The organism is Methylomonas sp. 2BW1-5-20 (assembly GCF_052474515.1).
In genome coordinates this window covers 410306-428783 of record NZ_CP184127.1, presented here as the reverse complement: position 1 = coordinate 428783, position 18478 = coordinate 410306, and the positions used below count along the sequence as shown (strand labels likewise).

Annotated in this window: 12 protein-coding genes; 8 read left to right on the top strand and 4 right to left on the bottom strand. The window is 53.8% G+C overall.

Annotation, left to right across the window (positions count from 1 at the left end):
- Positions 1–41 precede the first annotated feature (41 nt).
- The 3 genes from edd to ACH50O_RS01895 all read left to right on the top strand — a co-directional run bounded on the left by edd (position 42) and on the right by ACH50O_RS01895 (position 4181).
- The gene (gene edd / locus ACH50O_RS01905) at positions 42–1862 is read left to right on the top strand and encodes a phosphogluconate dehydratase (RefSeq protein WP_446810369.1); all 1821 of its coding nucleotides are present in this window, start codon (positions 42–44) and stop codon (positions 1860–1862) included.
- Between the two features lie 152 nt (positions 1863–2014).
- Positions 2015–3460 (top strand): decarboxylating NADP(+)-dependent phosphogluconate dehydrogenase, encoded by a 1446-nt coding sequence (gene gnd / locus ACH50O_RS01900; RefSeq protein ID WP_446810368.1) that lies wholly within the window; start codon positions 2015–2017, stop codon positions 3458–3460.
- Between the two features lie 91 nt (positions 3461–3551).
- Positions 3552–4181 (top strand): bifunctional 4-hydroxy-2-oxoglutarate aldolase/2-dehydro-3-deoxy-phosphogluconate aldolase, encoded by a 630-nt coding sequence (locus tag ACH50O_RS01895; protein WP_446810367.1) that lies wholly within the window; start codon positions 3552–3554, stop codon positions 4179–4181.
- A gap of 97 nt (positions 4182–4278) precedes the next feature.
- On the opposite strand, the gene ACH50O_RS01890 is transcribed toward ACH50O_RS01895, so the two are convergent.
- Genes ACH50O_RS01890 through ACH50O_RS01880 form a run of 3 tightly spaced genes read right to left on the bottom strand, consistent with a single transcriptional unit; the run spans position 4279 to position 6801 of the window.
- Positions 4279–4692 carry a Dabb family protein gene (locus tag ACH50O_RS01890; protein WP_446810366.1) on the bottom strand — a complete coding sequence of 138 codons (414 nt, stop codon included), beginning with the start codon at positions 4690–4692 and terminating at the stop codon, positions 4279–4281.
- A 57-nt stretch (positions 4693–4749) separates the two neighbouring features.
- The gene (locus ACH50O_RS01885; protein ID WP_446810365.1) at positions 4750–5763 is read right to left on the bottom strand and encodes a M48 family metallopeptidase; all 1014 of its coding nucleotides are present in this window, start codon (positions 5761–5763) and stop codon (positions 4750–4752) included.
- Complete coding sequence (locus ACH50O_RS01880; protein WP_446810364.1) at positions 5764–6801, bottom strand: YjgN family protein; 1038 nt, start codon at positions 6799–6801, stop codon at positions 5764–5766.
- A 280-nt stretch (positions 6802–7081) separates the two neighbouring features.
- On the opposite strand from ACH50O_RS01880, the gene ACH50O_RS01875 reads away from it, so the two are divergent.
- The gene (locus tag ACH50O_RS01875) at positions 7082–8662 is read left to right on the top strand and encodes a methyl-accepting chemotaxis protein (RefSeq protein ID WP_446810363.1); all 1581 of its coding nucleotides are present in this window, start codon (positions 7082–7084) and stop codon (positions 8660–8662) included.
- A gap of 67 nt (positions 8663–8729) precedes the next feature.
- On the opposite strand, the gene ACH50O_RS01870 is transcribed toward ACH50O_RS01875, so the two are convergent.
- Complete coding sequence (locus tag ACH50O_RS01870) at positions 8730–9296, bottom strand: thioredoxin family protein (RefSeq protein ID WP_446810362.1); 567 nt, start codon at positions 9294–9296, stop codon at positions 8730–8732.
- 117 nt (positions 9297–9413) lie between these two features.
- Between ACH50O_RS01870 and ACH50O_RS01865 the strand changes: the two genes are divergently transcribed.
- The 4 genes from ACH50O_RS01865 to rpe all read left to right on the top strand — a co-directional run bounded on the left by ACH50O_RS01865 (position 9414) and on the right by rpe (position 18460).
- Positions 9414–14540: an ATP-binding sensor histidine kinase gene (locus ACH50O_RS01865; RefSeq protein WP_446810361.1), complete on the top strand. Its 5127-nt coding sequence runs from the start codon at positions 9414–9416 to the stop codon at positions 14538–14540.
- A 29-nt stretch (positions 14541–14569) separates the two neighbouring features.
- Positions 14570–15271, top strand: a complete 702-nt coding sequence (locus ACH50O_RS01860) for a response regulator (protein WP_446810360.1) — start codon at positions 14570–14572, stop codon at positions 15269–15271.
- A gap of 21 nt (positions 15272–15292) precedes the next feature.
- Positions 15293–17674 carry a sensor domain-containing protein gene (locus ACH50O_RS01855; protein WP_446810359.1) on the top strand — a complete coding sequence of 794 codons (2382 nt, stop codon included), beginning with the start codon at positions 15293–15295 and terminating at the stop codon, positions 17672–17674.
- 114 nt (positions 17675–17788) lie between these two features.
- Complete coding sequence (gene rpe, locus ACH50O_RS01850) at positions 17789–18460, top strand: ribulose-phosphate 3-epimerase (RefSeq protein ID WP_446810358.1); 672 nt, start codon at positions 17789–17791, stop codon at positions 18458–18460.
- Positions 18461–18478 lie beyond the last annotated feature (18 nt).

Genomic DNA, 18478 nt, shown 5'->3' with positions numbered 1-18478 from the left:
GCGCGTCGTCCCCCCACCCTATCCGCTGCCCTGGAGAGCATATGCATCCTGTTTTAGAAAAAGTGACCGCCGACGTGGTGGAACGCAGCCGGGAAAGCCGCGCTGCTTATCTGGCCCGCATTGACGCCGCCATTGCCAACGGCCCACAGCGCACCAACCTGCCGTGCGCCAATCTGGCCCACGGTTTTGCCGTCTGCTCCGCCAACGAAAAAGACGCACTGTCGCATGCGGTCAAAGCCAACGTCGGCATTATCTCCGCCTACAACGACATGCTGTCGGCGCACGAACCTTATCAACACTACCCGGAATTGATTAAACAAGCGGTGCGCGAAGCCGGCGGCGTAGCGCAATTTGCCGGCGGCGTGCCGGCCATGTGCGACGGCGTAACGCAAGGTATGCCCGGCATGGAGTTATCGCTGTTCAGCCGCGACGTCATTGCCTTATCCACTGCGATCGGCCTGAGCCATAACATGTTCGACGCCGCCTTGTATCTGGGCGTTTGCGACAAAATTGTGCCGGGCCTGCTGATCGGCGCCTTGAGCTTCGGCCATCTGCCGGCGATTTTCGTGCCGGCCGGCCCGATGACCACCGGTATCTCCAACAAGGAAAAATCCCGCACCCGGCAAAAATTCGCCGAAGGCAAAGTCGGTGAAAAGGAGTTATTAGAGTCAGAATCCAAGGCTTACCATAGCCCTGGTACCTGTACCTTTTATGGCACCGCCAACAGTAATCAAATGATGGTGGAGATCATGGGCCTGCATTTGCCCGGCAGCTCTTTCGTCAACCCCTATACGCCACTACGCGACGAACTGACCAAGGCCGCCGCCAAACAAGTGTTGAAGTTCACCGCGCTGGGCGACGACTTCCGGCCGATTGCCCATGTCATCAACGAGAAAGCCATCATCAACGCGATTATCGGTTTGCTGGCGACCGGCGGCTCGACCAACCACACGATCCATTTGATCGCTATCGCCCGCGCGGCCGGCATTATCATCAATTGGGACGATTTCGATAACCTCTCCAAGGCCATTCCGTTATTGACCAAGATTTATCCAAACGGCGCGGCCGACGTCAATCAGTTCCAGGCTGCCGGCGGCATGGGTTTATTGATCCAGGAGTTGCTGGAGCATGGCTTGCTGCACGGCGATATTTTGACCATCGGCGACCAACGCGGCATGGAGCAATATAGTCAGGTACCCACTTTGCAGGACGGCAAACTCGATTGGGTGCCAGGGCCAGCCAGTTCATTGGACCCGGACGTCATTAGCAGCGTGGAGCACCCTTTCGCCACTGGCGGTGGTCTGCATGTGATGCACGGCAACTTGGGCCGCGGCGTGTCGAAAATTTCCGCGGTCGCGGAAAAACATCAGGTGGTTACCGCCCCAGCGATGGTGTTCGACGACCAATTGGATGTGGTGGCGGCATTTAAACGTGGTGAACTGGAAAAAGACGTGATCGTGGTGTTGCGCTTCCAGGGCCCGAAAGCCAACGGCATGCCGGAATTGCATAAATTGACCCCAGTACTGGGCGTACTACAAGACCGGGGCTTTCATGTAGCCTTGGTCACCGACGGCCGGATGTCCGGCGCATCGGGCAAGGTGCCATCGGCGATTCACATGTGGCCCGAATGTATAGACGGCGGTCCACTGGCCAAAGTCCGCGACGGCGATATCATTGCGCTGAACACCCAAACCGGCGAAGTCAACGTACAGGTGGATCGAGCCGAATTCGACGCCCGCGTGCCCACCGCCAACAGCGCCACCGGTCACCATTTTGGTATGGGCCGCGAATTGTTCGGCGCGATGCGGGCCAGGGCTTCGACCTCGGAAACCGGGGCAACCAATCTGTTTTTCGTGGATTGAATCGACTGACATTTAAACGATTTAAGCAATGCCTTCTTAGTTTCACTTTGCCAAATCCGTCCTTCCTCCGGGAAGGACGACTTTCTTGAAACCAGAATTAAGCAACATTGTGTAATAACCCAACAACGTCAACGTTTACAGTAGGCAAACACATGAAAGCAAATATCGGTTTAATCGGCCTGGCGGTTATGGGGCAGAACTTGGTCCTGAACATGAACGACCACGGTTTCAAGGTAGCGGTGTATAACCGCACCACCAGCAAAGTCGATGAATTTTTAGAGGGTCCCGCGAAAAATACCCAAGTCGTCGGCGCGCATTCGCTGGAAGAGTTGGTGAACAGTCTGGAGTCGCCGCGCAAGGTGATGTTAATGGTCAAGGCAGGCACTGTCGTCGATCAATATATTGACGACTTGATACCCTTGTTAGCAGCCGGTGACATCATCATCGACGGTGGCAATTCGCTATTTACCGACACCAACCGCCGCACCCAATATTTGCAGGAAAAAGGCCTGCTCTATGTCGGCACCGGTGTCTCCGGCGGCGAAGAAGGCGCCCGCCACGGCCCATCCATCATGCCCGGCGGCAACCGAGCAGCCTGGCCGGCTGTTAAGCCGATTTTTCAGGCCATCAGCGCCCATGTCGACGGCGATCCTTGCTGCGAATGGGTTGGCGATAACGGCGCCGGCCACTATGTAAAAATGGTACATAACGGCATCGAATACGGCGATATGCAACTGATATGCGAAGCTTATCAACTGTTGGCCGAAGGGCTGAACTTAAGCACCGACGAGATGCAGGCGATTTTCGCCGAGTGGAATCAAGGCGAATTAAGCTCGTATTTAATCGAAATCACCGCCAATATCCTGGCTTACAAGGAAGACAACGGCCAAGCGCTGCTGGATAGTATTCTGGATACCGCCGGCCAAAAAGGCACCGGCAAATGGACCGGCATCAACGCGCTGGACTTGGGGATACCGCTGACCTTGATCGGCGAATCGGTATTTGCCCGCTGTCTATCCGCGCAAAAAGACGAACGCATCAGCGCAGCCAAAGCCTTGCCTAAAACCAGCGCCAGCTTTAGCGGCGACAAAGCGGCGATGATTCAGGCTATTCGCCAAGCCTTATATGCCTCGAAAATTATTTCCTACGCGCAAGGTTTCCGATTGATGCGCGAAGCCGCCAAGGAATACAAATTGGCGCTGAATTATGGCGACATCGCCTTGATGTGGCGCGGCGGCTGTATTATTCGCAGCCAATTTCTGAACGACATCAAACAGGCTTACCAGCAAAATCCCGATCTGGAAAATTTGCTGCTGGCCGATTTCTTCGTCGAAGCGATGAAACAAGCCGAAGCGGGCTGGCGCCAAGCCGTAATCCTGGGCATCCAACTAGGCATTCCGACGCCGGCGTTCTCGTCCGCCTTGGCCTATTTCGACGGCTATCGCACCGAACGGCTGCCGGCCAATCTGCTGCAAGCACAAAGAGATTATTTCGGCGCGCATTCGTATGAACGCACCGACCGGCCCCGCGGCGAGTTTTTTCATACCGACTGGACCGGACACGGCGGTAAAACCGCATCGACAACTTATACGGTATAAGACAAATTCGTTTGGCTGTTATCGTTACGTCAACCAGGCACACTTCACTGCGTGGCTTTATCCAAGCACCATCACATTAGGAAAATAAGAAATGACCGTATCAATAAAAGAAGTCATGAACACCTCGCCGGTAATGCCGGTGATGGTTATCAATCAACTCGACCAGGCCGTACCCTTGGCACGCGCACTGGTGGAAGGCGGTTTGAAAGTATTGGAAATCACCTTGCGCACCCCGGTGGCGCTGGATGCGATCCGCCGCATCAAAGCCGAAGTGCCGGGAGCGATTGTCGGCGCGGGCACCATCATCAACATTCAGACTTTACACAACGCGATCGAAGCCGGCGCCGAATTCATCGTCAGCCCCGGCGTCACCGACAGCTTGCTGGACGCGGCCCTGGCTTCCGGCGTACCGATTTTGCCCGGCGTTATCACTCCCAGCGAAGTGATGCGTTTGATGGACAGAGGCATTACCGCGATGAAGTTTTTCCCGGCCGAAGCGGCGGGCGGCATCCCGATGCTGAAATCCATCGGAGGCCCCTTGCCGCAAGTGACTTTCTGCCCGACCGGCGGCGTCAATCCGAAGAACGCGGTTGAATATCTGGCATTGAGCAATGTTGCCTGCGTCGGCGGCTCCTGGATGGCGCCGGCCGACTTGGTGGATGCCGGCAATTGGGCGGAAATCACCCGCCGCGCGGCGGAAGCGGCGGCTCTGAAAAAGTAAGCGATTTACACAGCCGGCGACGAGGTACTCGGAAACGAGTATTTCGTCGCCGCCACCTTGACAATTTTTCCGGTTACCGGGAAAACGCTGTTTTCGGCTATTCCATGAAATCGTAAACCTTATATTTATCCACCAAAGGCCGCAACACTTGCTGCGCCACCCGCAGATACTCCGGATTTTTCAAAAACGCCTCGTAAGCCTCCCGGTTTTCATAAACCGCGGCAACCGCCACGTCATAACTTTCATCGACTGCCGCGTTAGCATGCCCGCGATTAATCGCGGCCGGCGTACCGACCTCATAAGCCAACACGCCGGGCAATTCGGCCAAACGTTTGCTCTCATCGATGTATTGCCGACGAAGTTTTTCATCCCCGGCCTGTTTCAACCAGACGATGACTGAATGATGAACCTTATGGCTTTCCGCATCGGCGTCGGCCTGAGCGGCCGAGAAACCGCTAGTACCGCCAATTGCCAACATAAGCGCCAGCGCAACTCGATAAAGGCGTTTCATGATTTTTTGGTGCTCCTGATTAAGGTAAAGCAATTGATAAAACCCAACGCGGGCATTTTACATCCCGCGCAGGCGATTGATGCGTTCCTCGGTGTTGGGATGGCTGGATAAATAATCCATGGCTTTAGCGGATTTTGCCGCTATTTGCGTTGTTTCGGCTTGATGCGCTGCTTCCAGTTTCTGCAATATATCGGCCAGCCGGCTGGCAGGGATGCCGTTAGCGCGCAGCATCTCCGCGGCGAAGGTATCGGCGCTACGCTCGAAATCCCGGGAATAGCGAGTTTGCAGCAGCACGGTCGGCGCGGCCGCCAACAAGCTACTGACATCGCCGATGTACCATGCCATCGCCAAACCCACCACCGAAGCCTGCAGCATTTGCCGCAAAGCATGTTTCTCGCTGATATGCCCCATTTCATGCGCCAGCACGGCGAGAATTTCTTGGTCGTTATCGGCCAAGTTCACTAACTCATCGAGCATCACTATGCTCCCGCCCGGCAGAGCGAAGGCGTTGGCGCCCAACTCCGGACTACTGCGAAATTCGATTCTGTCCGGCCTCGCGCCTCCCGGCGGCAATGCTAAGCGCTGCAAGGCATCCTCTATTGTTTGCCGACGCCGAAGTTCCAAGCCGCTAGGCTTGAGCAAGGTTTGATCGAGACTAGCAAAAAACTGCTGATCTATTTGCACCGCCAAGGAAGACGGTACCCGGTCCGCCACGATTCGAGCGACATAAGGTAAGCCGAATACATAGGCGCCGGCCAGCAAGCACAAGGTAATCGATAAAGCCGCCAGCGCATACCACCAGCTATTTTCCATACCGGCCACTGCGCTAGCGGCGGTTTGCGGCAACATGTCCGCAAACCGCCGCCGATCAGCCACTTCACAGCGAGCACCATCCGCGAACAAGATCAGACGCGGCGTGCTGCCGAGCGGCGGCGGAATTTTCAGGCTGTTTAGCGGCTCGCGTCTAGCGATATCCCGACCCTGCAACAGCAGATTGTCGCCCTCGACACAAAGCGTAACCGGATGCGCACGCGCCTGCCGTCCGTCGTAATAGACCCCGGTGAGCCACATTTACAAGGCGATATCGAAATCGAACATATCGGCCATTTCGTCGCCAGTAGCCGAAGCATGGCTCTGCAAACCGGCGACTAATTCGTCGATACTACCAGCGGGGAAAAAGGCAATATGTTGCACCCGATAACGCGCTAGGCGAATATCGGCGAACGGTTTGTACAGTCCCAAGGTCAATACGATCAGCAAAACATTCGTCAGCATGATACCCAGCATCTCCCGCGCCCGCACGTTGGCTTGGAAATGATGTTCTTCTAATGCGGTGGAATTCCAAACCAAATTTTGCAAGCGCGCCGCAACGTAGGGATACGCAATCAAGAACAAGGCCAGATAGGTGCCTATAGCGGCGATCAACACACTCATCGCCACTAATTGCCCTGCTTCCACCGGGATTAGCTCCTTACTGCCGAGTAGCGTTACGCAGGCCATCAGAGCGGCGAATACCAATACCCCCATCACTATCGTCATCAAATAAATGCCGTAATAGGCGCCTGGGCCGGCGGAAAAATGGAAGCGCGCGCTGCCATAGCTGCTGTTCTCCCGCGTGAAACAGGCAATTCGCTGCTGCGCCAACGGCCACAACCCTCCCAGGGTCAAGCCGGACACAAAGGGCCAAAACAGAAAATTGATATATGCCGGCCCGGTTTGCCCGTGAAACGCAAAACGCAGACCGCGGTAGCTGGTGTTATGCAACCTAAAACGTAACGATCTGACCAATAACCAAGGCATCAACGCCATGATCGTGGCCAGGATTACCAATGCCGCGGCTTGATTGAACTGACCGACCAGGGAATAGCAGGCAAACATCGAAAACGCAATAATCCTCCCTTTCAGGATAACTTTTGGGTCGCCGTGATAATCGAAACCGGCACCCGCTAGCGTCGTATGTCTATAAAAATATTGATTACGCCGGACCTTGGCCCAGGCCGAATAAATGCCGAGAGTCACGATACTCAAACAGACGTTCACGACCCAGATTCGAAAATACTCGGCGCCGCTACCGCTGAATTGCAGCGGGCGTACTTGGTGTTCAGACATTTCCATCCCCTTTTGTAGGTTTTTATCGGTGCAAGCATAGCGCATACCTGAAATCTAACAAAAATATCAGCCGCCTTGCTGCTTCCTGGCGCCGATAAACCGAGCTCGACCATTCCGGGTGAAGCAGGTTGGATTGAGCCGGTTTTCACCATAAGGTTTTCCGAAGATTTCCTTAGCAATAAATAAGGATTCCCCTATAATCTTTAAGCATTAATTTATACGTCGCGCGCCGCAAGCCGTTATGCGAAAACGGGCCATCAGCTAGCAGAAAATAACAATTATGAGAAAGAATCTACCTGTTACCCAACGCGAAGTCAGCTTCAACACATCGACGACAATTACGTCCGCCACCGATCCGGCCGGCCGGATCACCTATGTAAACAACGATTTCTTAAAAATAAGCGGCTTTAGCGAGGCTGAGCTACTTCAACAAAGCCATAATATCGTCCGCCATCCCGACATGCCGCCAGCCGCCTTTGCCGACCTGTGGCAAACCGTAAAAAGCGGCCGGCCGTGGATGGGCATCGTGAAAAACCGTTGCAAAAACGGCGACCACTACTGGGTCGACGCCTTTGTCACGCCGCGCTTCGAAAACAGTAAGATTATCGGTTACGAGTCGGTACGGGTTAAACCCCAAGCCGATAGCATTGCCCGCGCCAACGCAGCCTATGAAAAATTGAATGCCGGCAAAAATATAGGCCTCCGCCTGAGCCGAGCCGGCATACCCGGCAAGCTGACAGCCGGTTTTGCCGTACTGCAATTGGCTGTCGCCGCCAGCCTTTACCTGAACAGAAGCCTAGACTTAAGCGCGGCGGCAGTAATCTGGGCCGGTCCGGCGCTAGCTGCATACTTTTTGATCTCGTTAGTCTTACGCCCTCTGCATTCGGCGGCAGCGGAAGCAAGGCAGGTGATCGAAAATCCGGTGATGCAACAAATTTACACTGCCGACGACAGCGAGATCGGCCAACTGCTGCTGGCGGTAAAACTGTTGAAAGCCAAATCCAGGACCATCATTCGCCGTTTGATCCAAGCGACCGAACCGCTGGCCGGCAAAGCCGATGCCAGCTATAGAGCGGTCAGCCAGGTTAGTTCTGCCATGGATAGACAACTGGCGGAAATCGAACAAGTGTCGTCCGCGATACACGAGATGAGCGCAACCGTCAGCGAAGTGGCCAGAAGCGCGGCGAATGCCGCAAACGCCGCGAACGATGTGAATAGGCAGTCCCAGGAAACCATGTCTCGGGTCAACGACACTATCCATATGATAGACCGGTTGGAAACAGCGGTCGGCCAAGCAGAAGCGGTAATCCAAATTTTGGCCGATCACAGTAAAAAAATCGGCGGCGTTCTGGACGTAATTCAAGGCATAGCCGAACAAACCAATCTACTGGCACTCAACGCCGCCATCGAAGCCGCCCGCGCCGGCGAGCAGGGCCGCGGGTTTGCGGTGGTAGCCGACGAAGTCAGAACGCTGGCCGGCCGCACGCAAAAATCCACCGAAGAAATTCATAAGATGATAGACGGCCTGCGTTCCGGTGTACAAAACGCGGTCCAGGAAATGGCTAAAGTCCGGGAAATGGCAGCGACCGGTGCCGAACATGGGAAAAACTCCACCGAGTTATTACAACAGACCACTAGATCGGTTAACTTCATTAATGAAATGATTGTGCAAATCGCCGGCGCCGCCGAACAACAGCACATTGTTGCCGAAGAAATTTCCAGAAACGTGGAAGCCATAGGCACGCTGTCCCGGCAAACCTCCGACCACGCGGTTCAGGCCAGCGCAGCCAGCGGTAGTGTCTCGGAACTAAGTAAGGAACTGGATCTAATGGTGGAACAATTCGACGATAAACAAGGTTAAGCGCCAACCGTGACATATCCCGGAATCGCGCGAGATCGGTCTGCAACATCAAAAGCGCGTTGCTTAGCTAGTCCGCGTTTTTCCATTTGATATTACAGCCGATACTCGGAATCTGTTCTTCGGCAATCGGCAAACCCGCCAGCAAATTATCCAAGGCGTTGCGCAGATCCTCGCCGCTGACCGGCACTGCATTCTTCGGAGTAGCACCGTCCAGGCGACCGCGGTAGACGCAAGCCAGATTGGCATCGAACAGATAGATATCCGGAGTACAGGCGGCTTGATAGGCCCGCGCCGTTTCCTGGGTTTCGTCGTACAAATACGCGGCGAATGGATTTCCCCATTCCGCCATCAGTCGTTGCATTTTATCCGGCGCGTCCTCCGGGTAATTCTCGATATCATTGGCGCTAATCGCAATCGTCGTAATCCCTTGCGGGGCGTATTGCCGGGCTATCGCGATCAACTGCTGCTTAATGTGCAAGACGTAAGGACAATGGTTGCAAATAAACAGAATTAACGTGCCCTGCCGGCCTTTTAACTCTGATAAGGCATATTCGCTGTCGGTAACGGTATCCGGCAAACAAAAATCCGGGGCGATAGTGCCCAATGGCAACATATTGGAAGCTGTCGCAGCCATGGCCGCTCCTATGGTTATTAAACGAGACTGGAATTATAAATCGGCCGGCTTCCGGCTTTGCCGGAAATCGCTTCGCCATCCTAGCCGGCTATCCGCAATTTTAAGCAGAATTATCGAATGATCGATCTCATCACAAGAACGGCAGCACTGCAGAATGCGCCGCAACTGGATAGTTACGTGCTAACCGAAAAACTCGGCGAGAGTCTGCAAGCCACGGTTTACAAGGGCTATCACAAGCATGTGCCGGAATACGCGCTGATCATCAAATATTTGAAGTTGCTGTCCAGTTGGGATGAGCAATCCCGGCATCTGCGGCAAAAAATCGACCGTCTGAAAGTATTGCACGACCCGAGAGTCAACACACCATTAGCGCTGGAATCGAACGATGGCGATCAATTTATTGTGCAACCCTGGTTCAACAGCCAACCGCTAAACCACTGGGTTAGCCAACAGCAAGCCGTAAAACTGGCCGACTTTTTTACGCTGGCCTGCTCGCTGGCCGACACCTTGCAATCGGTACACGATGCCGGCATCACGCACGGCGGTATCAAGCCGCATAATATCCTGCTGCAATCGGGCAGCCTGAACTTACGTCTGACCGATTTCATCACGCCTCTGGATATCCGCGATGTCAGCCATTTTATCTACGATCCGGAGTTCGTCCGCAATACACTAGCCTATACCTCGCCGGAACAAACCGGACGCATCAACTACCGCGTGGACTTTTCCACCGACTTATACTCACTGGGCGTCGTATTCTACGAACTGCTAATCGGCAGACTGCCGTTTTTTTCAACAGATCCCCTGGAATTGATTCACTCGCATCTGGCCGAGGAAGCGGTTAAAGTCCACGACATCAGCCCCGGCATCCCGCGCAGCTTAAGCGAAATCATCGCCAAACTGATTTTAAAACAACCGGAAAAGCGTTACCAAAGTGCCTCGGGCCTACTGGCGGATTTACTACGCTGCCAGAAAGAACATGAAACCACCGGCCAAGTGTCCAATTTTGCTGTCGGTCAGCACGACCGCAGCCGCCGCGTAATTTTCATTTCGAAAATGGTCGGCCGCCAAACCGAAACCGCGCTGATCCGCCATGAATACGGACAAGTCACTAAAGGCCAATTCCGCTCGGTGTTTATTTCCGGCTTGTCCGGCATCGGCAAAACCCGCTTGATTCAGGAACTGCAAAAGCCACTGGTAAAAAATCGCGGCTATTTCAGCTCCGGCAAATTCGATCAATACCAAAAAAACATTCCCTATAGTTCGCTGATCCAGGCCTTACGCAATCTGATTCGCACCTTTTTGACCGAAAGCGATACGCAAGTGCAACAGTGGTCCGCAAAAATTTTGGATGCCGTGGCTCATGCCGGCGGGGTGATCATCGAAGTCTTACCGGAACTGGAATTTATCATAGGTCCGCAACCGGAACCCCCGCACTTGCCGCCGGTGGAGGCCAGAAACCGCTTCAACAACCTGTTCGGCAAGTTTTTGGCGTGTTTGGCCAGCGAAGACAATCCCTTAGTGTTGTTTATCGACGATTTGCAATGGTGCGACAGCGCCACTTTCGATTTCCTGCAAAACCTGTTTGCCAACCATCGTGAACACCCCTATCTATTCTTCATGGGGGCCTATCGCCATAACGAAGTGGACAGCTCTCATCACTTGATCAAGCTAATCCGCAACGTTCAAGAAAACAGCGGGCCGCTGGCCGAGATTCGCTTGGAAGCGCTGAGCGAGAACGACTGTCATGAGATGGTCGCCTACATTCTGGATTCGCCGTTAACAGCCACCGCCAATCTGGCCGAGTTTATCGCTCACCTGGCCGAAGGCAACCCTTTGTTCGTCAGTGAAAGTCTGGCCTGGCTCTACAACGAAGGCTTACTCAGCACCGATAAGGCGCAACACTGGCAATGGGATATGAAGCGCATCCGCGACACGCAAATGCCGGCCAGCGTGGTGGAATTATTCAGCGCCAAAGTACGCAAGCTACCGGCCAAGACGTTGCACATCCTCTATCACTGCGCCTGTATGGGTAATCGCTTTACCGCCAGCGACGTGGCCTTGGTGCTGGATATTCGCATAGAGCAATTGTTCGAAGATTTGAAACCGGTACTGAGCATGGGACTGCTGTTGGAAAATAAAGCCGACTTGCAATTCGTGCATGACCGGGTGCAGGAGGCGGTATTGCAGCAAGTGACGGCAGCCTCCCGGCCGAATATTCACTGGCGCATCGGCAGCCGCTTGTTATCGGCGGTGCCGATCGGCACCGAACTGGCCAGCCTGGACAATCTGTTCACCATCGCCGCGCATCTCAATCAGGGCTGCCCGGCACTACCGGATGAAGAGACCGCCTATTGGCTGGTGGACATCAATTTCCATGCCGGCAATAAAGCGCTCTATGCCTTGGCCGGCGATGCCGCAAACGAATTTTTTCTGAAAGCCCACAATTATCTCCCCGCCGATTGCTGGGAACAGGCATACGCGCAGACGTTTCGAATTTATCAACGCTTGGCGAAAACCGATTTGATGTGCGGCCGTTACGAGAATTCGGAAGCCCTGCTGAATCACTTGATCGAGCATGCGGTCAGCGATCTTGACAAGGCCGAAGCTTTGGCGGAACAAACCACTTCGCTATCCTCCTTCGGCAACTTCAATCAAGCCATCGCCACCGCCAATCGCGGCTTGGCCTATTTCAACAAGTCCATACCCGACGACCCGCAAGAAGCCGCGCATCGCATGAAAAGCTTGATGGCGCAAATTGAGCAACAAGGTGACGTCTGGCAAAAAATCCTGAACATGCCGTTTACCGGCCAACGTCAGAGCAAAATCGAACTGGCGTTTTACAGCGAACTGATTCCGGATTTGTACATGTGCGGACTGGTGCCGCAGCTTTACTTATCCGCCGCCCAATCCACGCTGCATTGCCTGGAAGGCGGCATGGACGAATCGGTCATTTATTCGTTCTCCATCATGGGGCTTAATCTCGGCGAACAGGGCAAATTCGACCAAGCGTTTCGTTATCAAGACCTGGCGCACGACCTCTGTGCCAAACATCCCAATACGTTTGGCGCCACCAGAGGCATGAACGGCATTGTCTGGTGCAATATGCACTCGCGCAGCCACCCGGCCGACATCGTCGATTACGCTCACAAAGCCGTTCAGTCCGGGAAAAACTGCGGCGATTTATACAACGCCGGCTTGTCTTACGGTCCCTTGATGTGGAATTTGTTTGCGCAAGGTAAAAACCTGCGCTGGATTGAAGAAACCGCCGAGGAGTGTCTACAGTTTTCCCGAAAAAATCAGCTGTCGTTTTCGGTTGGCCTGGCCCAGGCAGTATTGGCCGGCTGGGTGATGCCGATGAAACCCGACGCCCGTCCGGTCGATATGCGCGCCACCTTGGCCGACTGGGAGTCCAACCATTATGTCGCTGCAACCGGCAGCTATTTTGCGTTGCTGGGTTTTTCCCAATATTACCTGGGCGACTACAGTGCGGCGGCGGTCTCGTTGCAAACGGTTGAACGCTACTTGCACGGCCTGACCGACAACGTACTGAAGCGCCTGTGGTACGTGTTCCGGGTTTTAAACCGCCTGCGTGTAGAAGTTGCATCCGGCTCGCCGGAAATCCACCACGAAATTGCACCGCTGCTGAGCCAACTGGAAATCTGGGCGCAACTGGGTCCATTGCTGAAACCCTATCTGGTGTTCATCTATGCGGAGATAGCCAGACAACAGAACCAATATCGCGAAGCGCGCAATCTGTATCTGGACGCCATCGCACTGGCAACGTCGCAAAATTACGGTTTGTTGACCGGCCACCTCTATGAAAGCATGGCGGATTTAATCATGACGCATCACCTCGGCGACGCGGAACTTTATTTCGGCGAAGCCCGCCGTCATTACCGCTTATGCCGGGCCGACGCCAAAAACAATCGGCTGCAGGAACGTCATCAATACGTCAGCCCGGACACTGGAGCCAGAATAGCCAAAACCCATCCGGCTCCCGCCACCCTGCCCAGTCTGGACATCAGCTATCTGATGAAGTCGGCATTGGCCCTGTCGGCGGAAATCGATCTTACCCAATTGATGCAAAAAATCATGGCCGTAGTTTTGGAAAGTTCCGCCGCCCAGCACGCCTATCTTTTAATCAAACAAAACGACGAGCTACTCATCGCCGCCGAACAGCATGTCGGTAATAGACGCACGATACACAAACATTATTACAGCCTCAACAAAGCGCGCGGCATCTGCCACGCCATCGTCAATTACGTCCAACGCACCCATGAAAAAGTAGTATTGCGCGACGCCTGCAGCGAAGGTGAGTTTCAAAATGCAACCGAGGTCGTCGCATTGGGATTACGCTCGGTGTTGTGCTTACCCGTCATTAAACAAAGCGAATTGATCGGCCTGTTGTATTTGGAAAATCGCTTATCCGAGGGCGTATTTACCCCTGAAAAAATCAGTATGACCGAACTTTTGACCGCGCAAGCCGCCATATCCCTCGAGAACGCCCGCTTGCTGGAACAAACGCGCCAAGCCTATAAGCAATTACAGGAAAACCAGGATCACATGCTGCAAATGGAAAAATTATCAGCACTCGGTACCCTGGTCGGCGGTGTGGCGCATGAGATCAATAATCCGCTGATGGGAGTGATGAATTTCGTGGAATTCGTTTCCGACCGCACCGAAGACCCAAAATCCAAACAAGTCCTCGCTCAAGCCTTGAAACAAATTCAGCGCATCAAGAATATCGTGTCCAATATGCTGGTGTTCATGCATCATAAAACCGCGCAAACCGGTAGTTGTTCGGTAGCGGAAGTGCTGAATCAAACCCTGCTGTTACTGGAGGGCGAACTACGCAAAACCGCGATCAGCGTAAGCATCGATCTGCCCGACAGTTTACCGAATGTCGCTTGCACGGCGGAAAGCATGCAACAGATTCTGATTAACTTGTTGATCAATGCCCGCGATGCATTGCGCGGCCGGGAACGACCTACCATTGAAATCAGCGGCCGTTCGGTGGAAAAAATGCTAGAGTTGGCGCTAAAAGACAACGGCCCCGGCATCCCCGACGATGTTCAAAGCCGCATGTTCGACCCGTTTTTCACCACCAAGCCGCCGGGTCAGGGCACCGGCCTCGGCTTATCGGTTACCCGCCGTCTGATGCAGGATGCTCGCGGTTCCATTGCGGTTGAAAGCCGCGTTGGCGAGGGTTGCTGCATACGGTTAAAATTTCCTCACTACTAACATATTTTTTCAAGGCTGAGACAGAAGCGATGGTAAACAACATTCTGGTAATTGACGACGATCCAGCGGTACGCGGCGCTTTCAAGCTGATTTTGGAAGAAGAAGGTTATAGCGTGAGGGAAGCCGAGGATGGTTTGCAAGGCATCGCCATGGCGGAAACGGATCGCCCCGATCTGATATTTCTGGACCTCCGCATGCCCGGTATCGACGGCGTGGAAACGCTAAGGCGCCTGAAAGCACTGGACGATAGTTTGAATGTGTATATTGTCACGGCGTTTGCCGCCGAATTCATGGATCAGTTGAAAGACGCCCATGAGGAAGGCTTGCAATTCGAGCTGGCCAGCAAACCCTTGTCCGCGTCGCAGATCCGGAATATCGCCCAAGTCGTCCATATCGCGAAAATTCATGAAGAACGCCGCGCCAACCATCACAAACTGGTTCTGACGCTTTATGTGGTCTCCTTAAATCCGGAAACTCGCCGCCTGGTCGAACAAATTAGCGCGGTATTGGCCGGCATTTACGAGCCCGGCCATTGGGTATTCGATGTGGTCGAGGTGTTGGGGATGCCGGAAAAAGCCCTGGAAAAAGAAATCTTCGCAACACCTATGCTGGTACGCGACCTGCCGGAACCGGTGCTGAAACTACTTGGCGATCTCTCCAGGATGTCATCGGTCATGGCAGCGATCACTACCCAGAACATCGGCACCGGTGTGCAAACCGTGATCGTTTGAGGCTTGGCCGTTTAAACCTAAATGCCGCAAACACTCAAACAACTCAACCTGATCCTCGACACCATTACCGACGGGGTAATGGTGGTCAACCCGCAGGGCATCGTCATGTACGCCAATCAGGCTGCGGAACAGCTATTGGAAAACGGCAACCTGATTGGGCAATCGTTGGCGATCCCCATTCCTACCGATAAAATCCAATTTCAGGACATCAACCTGATTCGTCCTAGCGGCATAGCCTGGGCGGAATTGCGCTCCGCCCCGCTGGAGTGGGAAGGCCTGCCGGCCTACGTGATCGGTCTGCGCGACATCACAGCCCGTAAACAGGCGGAAATCGCACTGCAAGAGAGTGAACTACTGTTCCATACCTTATCGAAAATTGCCCCGGTCGGTATTTTTCGCACTAATCAAAAAGGCGAATGCGATTATGTGAATCACCGCTGGTGCGAGATCACCGGATTGCAATTCAGTGCCTCGCACGGCGACGGCTGGATCAACGGCCTGCTGGCCGAAGACCGCGAACCGGTTACCGAGGAATGGGTCCGTTGTCTCGCGAATTTGCAAGCTTTCAATATGCAATACCGTTTTCAACATGCCGATGGCAGCCTGCGCTGGGTTGTGGGCCGCGCCGAACCGGAGTTGGACGACAGCGGCAGCCTGTGCGGTTACGTCGGCACCATCACCGATATATCAGACATCAAAGCCAACGAAGAACGCCTTGGCCAAGCGGCCGCAGTGTTCGAAAGCACTCGCGAAGGCGTGATGATTACCGATGCGCAACGCCGGATTACGATGGTCAACAAGGCATTTACCGACATTACCGGCTACCGCAACGAGGATGTGATCGGTAATAAGCCGAGCATTATGAGTTCCGGCCGGCACAACGCCGATTTTTATCGGGAAATGTGGGCCAACATTGCCGCGACCGACCATTGGCAAGGCGAAATCTGGAACCGGCGCAAATGCGGCGAGGTGTATCCGGAATTATTGAGTATCAGTACCGTCAAGGATCACGACGGCCACGTTACCCATTACGTCGGCGTCTTTGCCGACATTTCCAAGTTGAAAGCATCGGAAATGGAGTTGGAGTTCCTGGCTCACCACGACCCGTTGACCAAGCTGCCCAATCGGATGCTGTTTCTGTCGCGCCTGCAACACAACATCGAAAAAGCCCGCCGCCAGTCCAACAAGATGGCCGTTTTGATGCTGGATTTGGATCGCTTCAAAGACGTGAACGATAGCTTCGGTCATCTGGCCGGCGACGATTTATTGCAAATGGTTGCGGAACGCCTGACATCCCGTTTACGCGCCACCGACACCATTTGCAGGCTTGGCGGCGACGAATTTGTGGTGTTACTGGAAGAAATCAACCAGCCCGAAACCGTCGCGCACGTTGCCACGCAAATCATCAATGCGCTGAGCCAAACTTGGCAGCTGGCAAGCGGTCACGAAGTACGAATTGGCGTCAGCGTGGGTATTGCCATGTTTCCGGATCACGGCAGCTCCTCGGATGAACTGATCCAGCAGGCCGATACCGCGTTGTACCAAGCCAAAAACGAGGGCCGTAACCGTTTTAAATACTTTTCCGAAGATTTGACTCGCGCCGCCCGTGAACGTATCGATATCGAAATCCGCCTGCGTCAGGCCATTGAACACGGCGAGCTCAGAGTGTTTTTTCAACCGCAAATCCGTATCGACGATGGCGCAATAGTCGGAGCCGAAGCACTAGTGCGCTGGCAGACCGCTGACGGCGACCTGATACCGCCGATCCGTTTTATCCCGATTGCCGAGGAAACCGGATTGATTACCGCTATCGGCAATTGGGTATTAAAGGAGACTTGCCGCCAGGGCAAACAGTGGTTACAAGCCGGTTTTCCAGCTCTACGGCTTGCGGTCAACCTATCTCCGCAACAGTTTCTGCATAGCGATATTAGCGTTGTCGTAGCCAAAATTCTCGAAGAGACCGGTTTTCCGGCAGAATATCTGGAGCTGGAACTCACTGAAAGCGCATTAATGAAGCGCGAAAAAGAAGCCATCGAGATACTGCATAAACTGCATGATTTGGGTGTGCACCTAGCCATCGACGACTTCGGCACAGGCTACTCGTCCCTGGCCTATTTAAAAGCATTCCCGCTGGACGTGTTAAAAATCGATAAAAGTTTTATCGAGGACATCCCCTCGCATACCGACGACATGGAAATCACTGCCACCATCATCGCAATGGCGAAAACCCTGCGTATGCTGGTGATTGCGGAAGGCGTGGAAACCGAGGAACAATTGGCGTTTCTGAAAAGCCGGCAATGCGATCTATACCAAGGCTATTTAACCAGCCAACCCTTGCCGGTTGAGGAGTTCGAGATATTTTTGGCCGACTACCGTCCTAACAGGCGGTTTTTCGCCGAATAAAGTTCTCAAACACTATTCATAAAGGCCTTGGCTGCCCATCCATCAGCGGTTTTAGCTAATCTGTGGAAAAAAGTTATAATGCCGCTTTTTAACCTCACCAATAAGGATCAAAAGATGGCTGACAATCTGATTGCACCTTCCATACTTTCCGCAGACTTCGCGCGCTTGGGCGAAGAAGTTGTTAATGTCTTGAATGCGGGCGCAGACATTGTGCATTTTGATGTTATGGACAACCATTTTGTGCCAAACCTAACCATCGGTCCGCTGGTCTGCGAAGCGTTACGTAAACACGGCGTGACCGCACCTATCGACGTACACTTGATGGTGGAACCGGTGGACCGCATCATCCCCGATTTCGCTAAAGCCGGTGCCAGCTACATTACTTTCCACCCCGAGGCCTCCAGACATATTGATCGTTCACTACAAATGATCAGAGACCTAGGTTGCAAATCAGGTCTGGTATTCAACCCTGGCACCCCCTTGCATTATCTGGAACATGTGCTGGACAAAGTCGACATGATTTTGCTGATGTCGGTCAACCCCGGATTCGGCGGCCAATCATTCATTCCGTCGGCGCTGGATAAGCTGCGGCAAGCCAGAAAAATCATCGACGACAGCGGCCTCGAGATTCGCCTGGAAATCGACGGCGGCGTAAACGTCGGCAATATACGTGAAATCAAAGAAGCCGGCGCCGATACCTTCGTTGCGGGCTCGGCCATTTTCGGCAAACCGGACTACAAAAAAGTCATTGACGAAATGCGCGCTGAATTGGCTAAAGCCAAGTAAGTTTGCAAATCGGCTGCT

What these genes read in the sequence shown, in the direction of transcription:
- edd (WP_446810369.1), top strand. Translation starts at nt 42, where the DNA reads ATGCATCCTGTTTTAGAAAAAGTGACCGCCGACGTGGTGGAACGCAGC.
- gnd (WP_446810368.1), top strand. Translation starts at nt 2,015, where the DNA reads ATGAAAGCAAATATCGGTTTAATCGGCCTGGCGGTTATGGGGCAGAAC.
- ACH50O_RS01895 (WP_446810367.1), top strand. Translation starts at nt 3,552, where the DNA reads ATGACCGTATCAATAAAAGAAGTCATGAACACCTCGCCGGTAATGCCG.
- ACH50O_RS01890 (WP_446810366.1), bottom strand. Translation starts at nt 4,692, where the DNA reads ATGAAACGCCTTTATCGAGTTGCGCTGGCGCTTATGTTGGCAATTGGC.
- ACH50O_RS01885 (WP_446810365.1), bottom strand. Translation starts at nt 5,763, where the DNA reads ATGTGGCTCACCGGGGTCTATTACGACGGACGGCAGGCGCGTGCGCAT.
- ACH50O_RS01880 (WP_446810364.1), bottom strand. Translation starts at nt 6,801, where the DNA reads ATGTCTGAACACCAAGTACGCCCGCTGCAATTCAGCGGTAGCGGCGCC.
- ACH50O_RS01875 (WP_446810363.1), top strand. Translation starts at nt 7,082, where the DNA reads ATGAGAAAGAATCTACCTGTTACCCAACGCGAAGTCAGCTTCAACACA.
- ACH50O_RS01870 (WP_446810362.1), bottom strand. Translation starts at nt 9,296, where the DNA reads ATGGCTGCGACAGCTTCCAATATGTTGCCATTGGGCACTATCGCCCCG.
- ACH50O_RS01865 (WP_446810361.1), top strand. Translation starts at nt 9,414, where the DNA reads ATGATCGATCTCATCACAAGAACGGCAGCACTGCAGAATGCGCCGCAA.
- ACH50O_RS01860 (WP_446810360.1), top strand. Translation starts at nt 14,570, where the DNA reads ATGGTAAACAACATTCTGGTAATTGACGACGATCCAGCGGTACGCGGC.
- ACH50O_RS01855 (WP_446810359.1), top strand. Translation starts at nt 15,293, where the DNA reads ATGCCGCAAACACTCAAACAACTCAACCTGATCCTCGACACCATTACC.
- rpe (WP_446810358.1), top strand. Translation starts at nt 17,789, where the DNA reads ATGGCTGACAATCTGATTGCACCTTCCATACTTTCCGCAGACTTCGCG.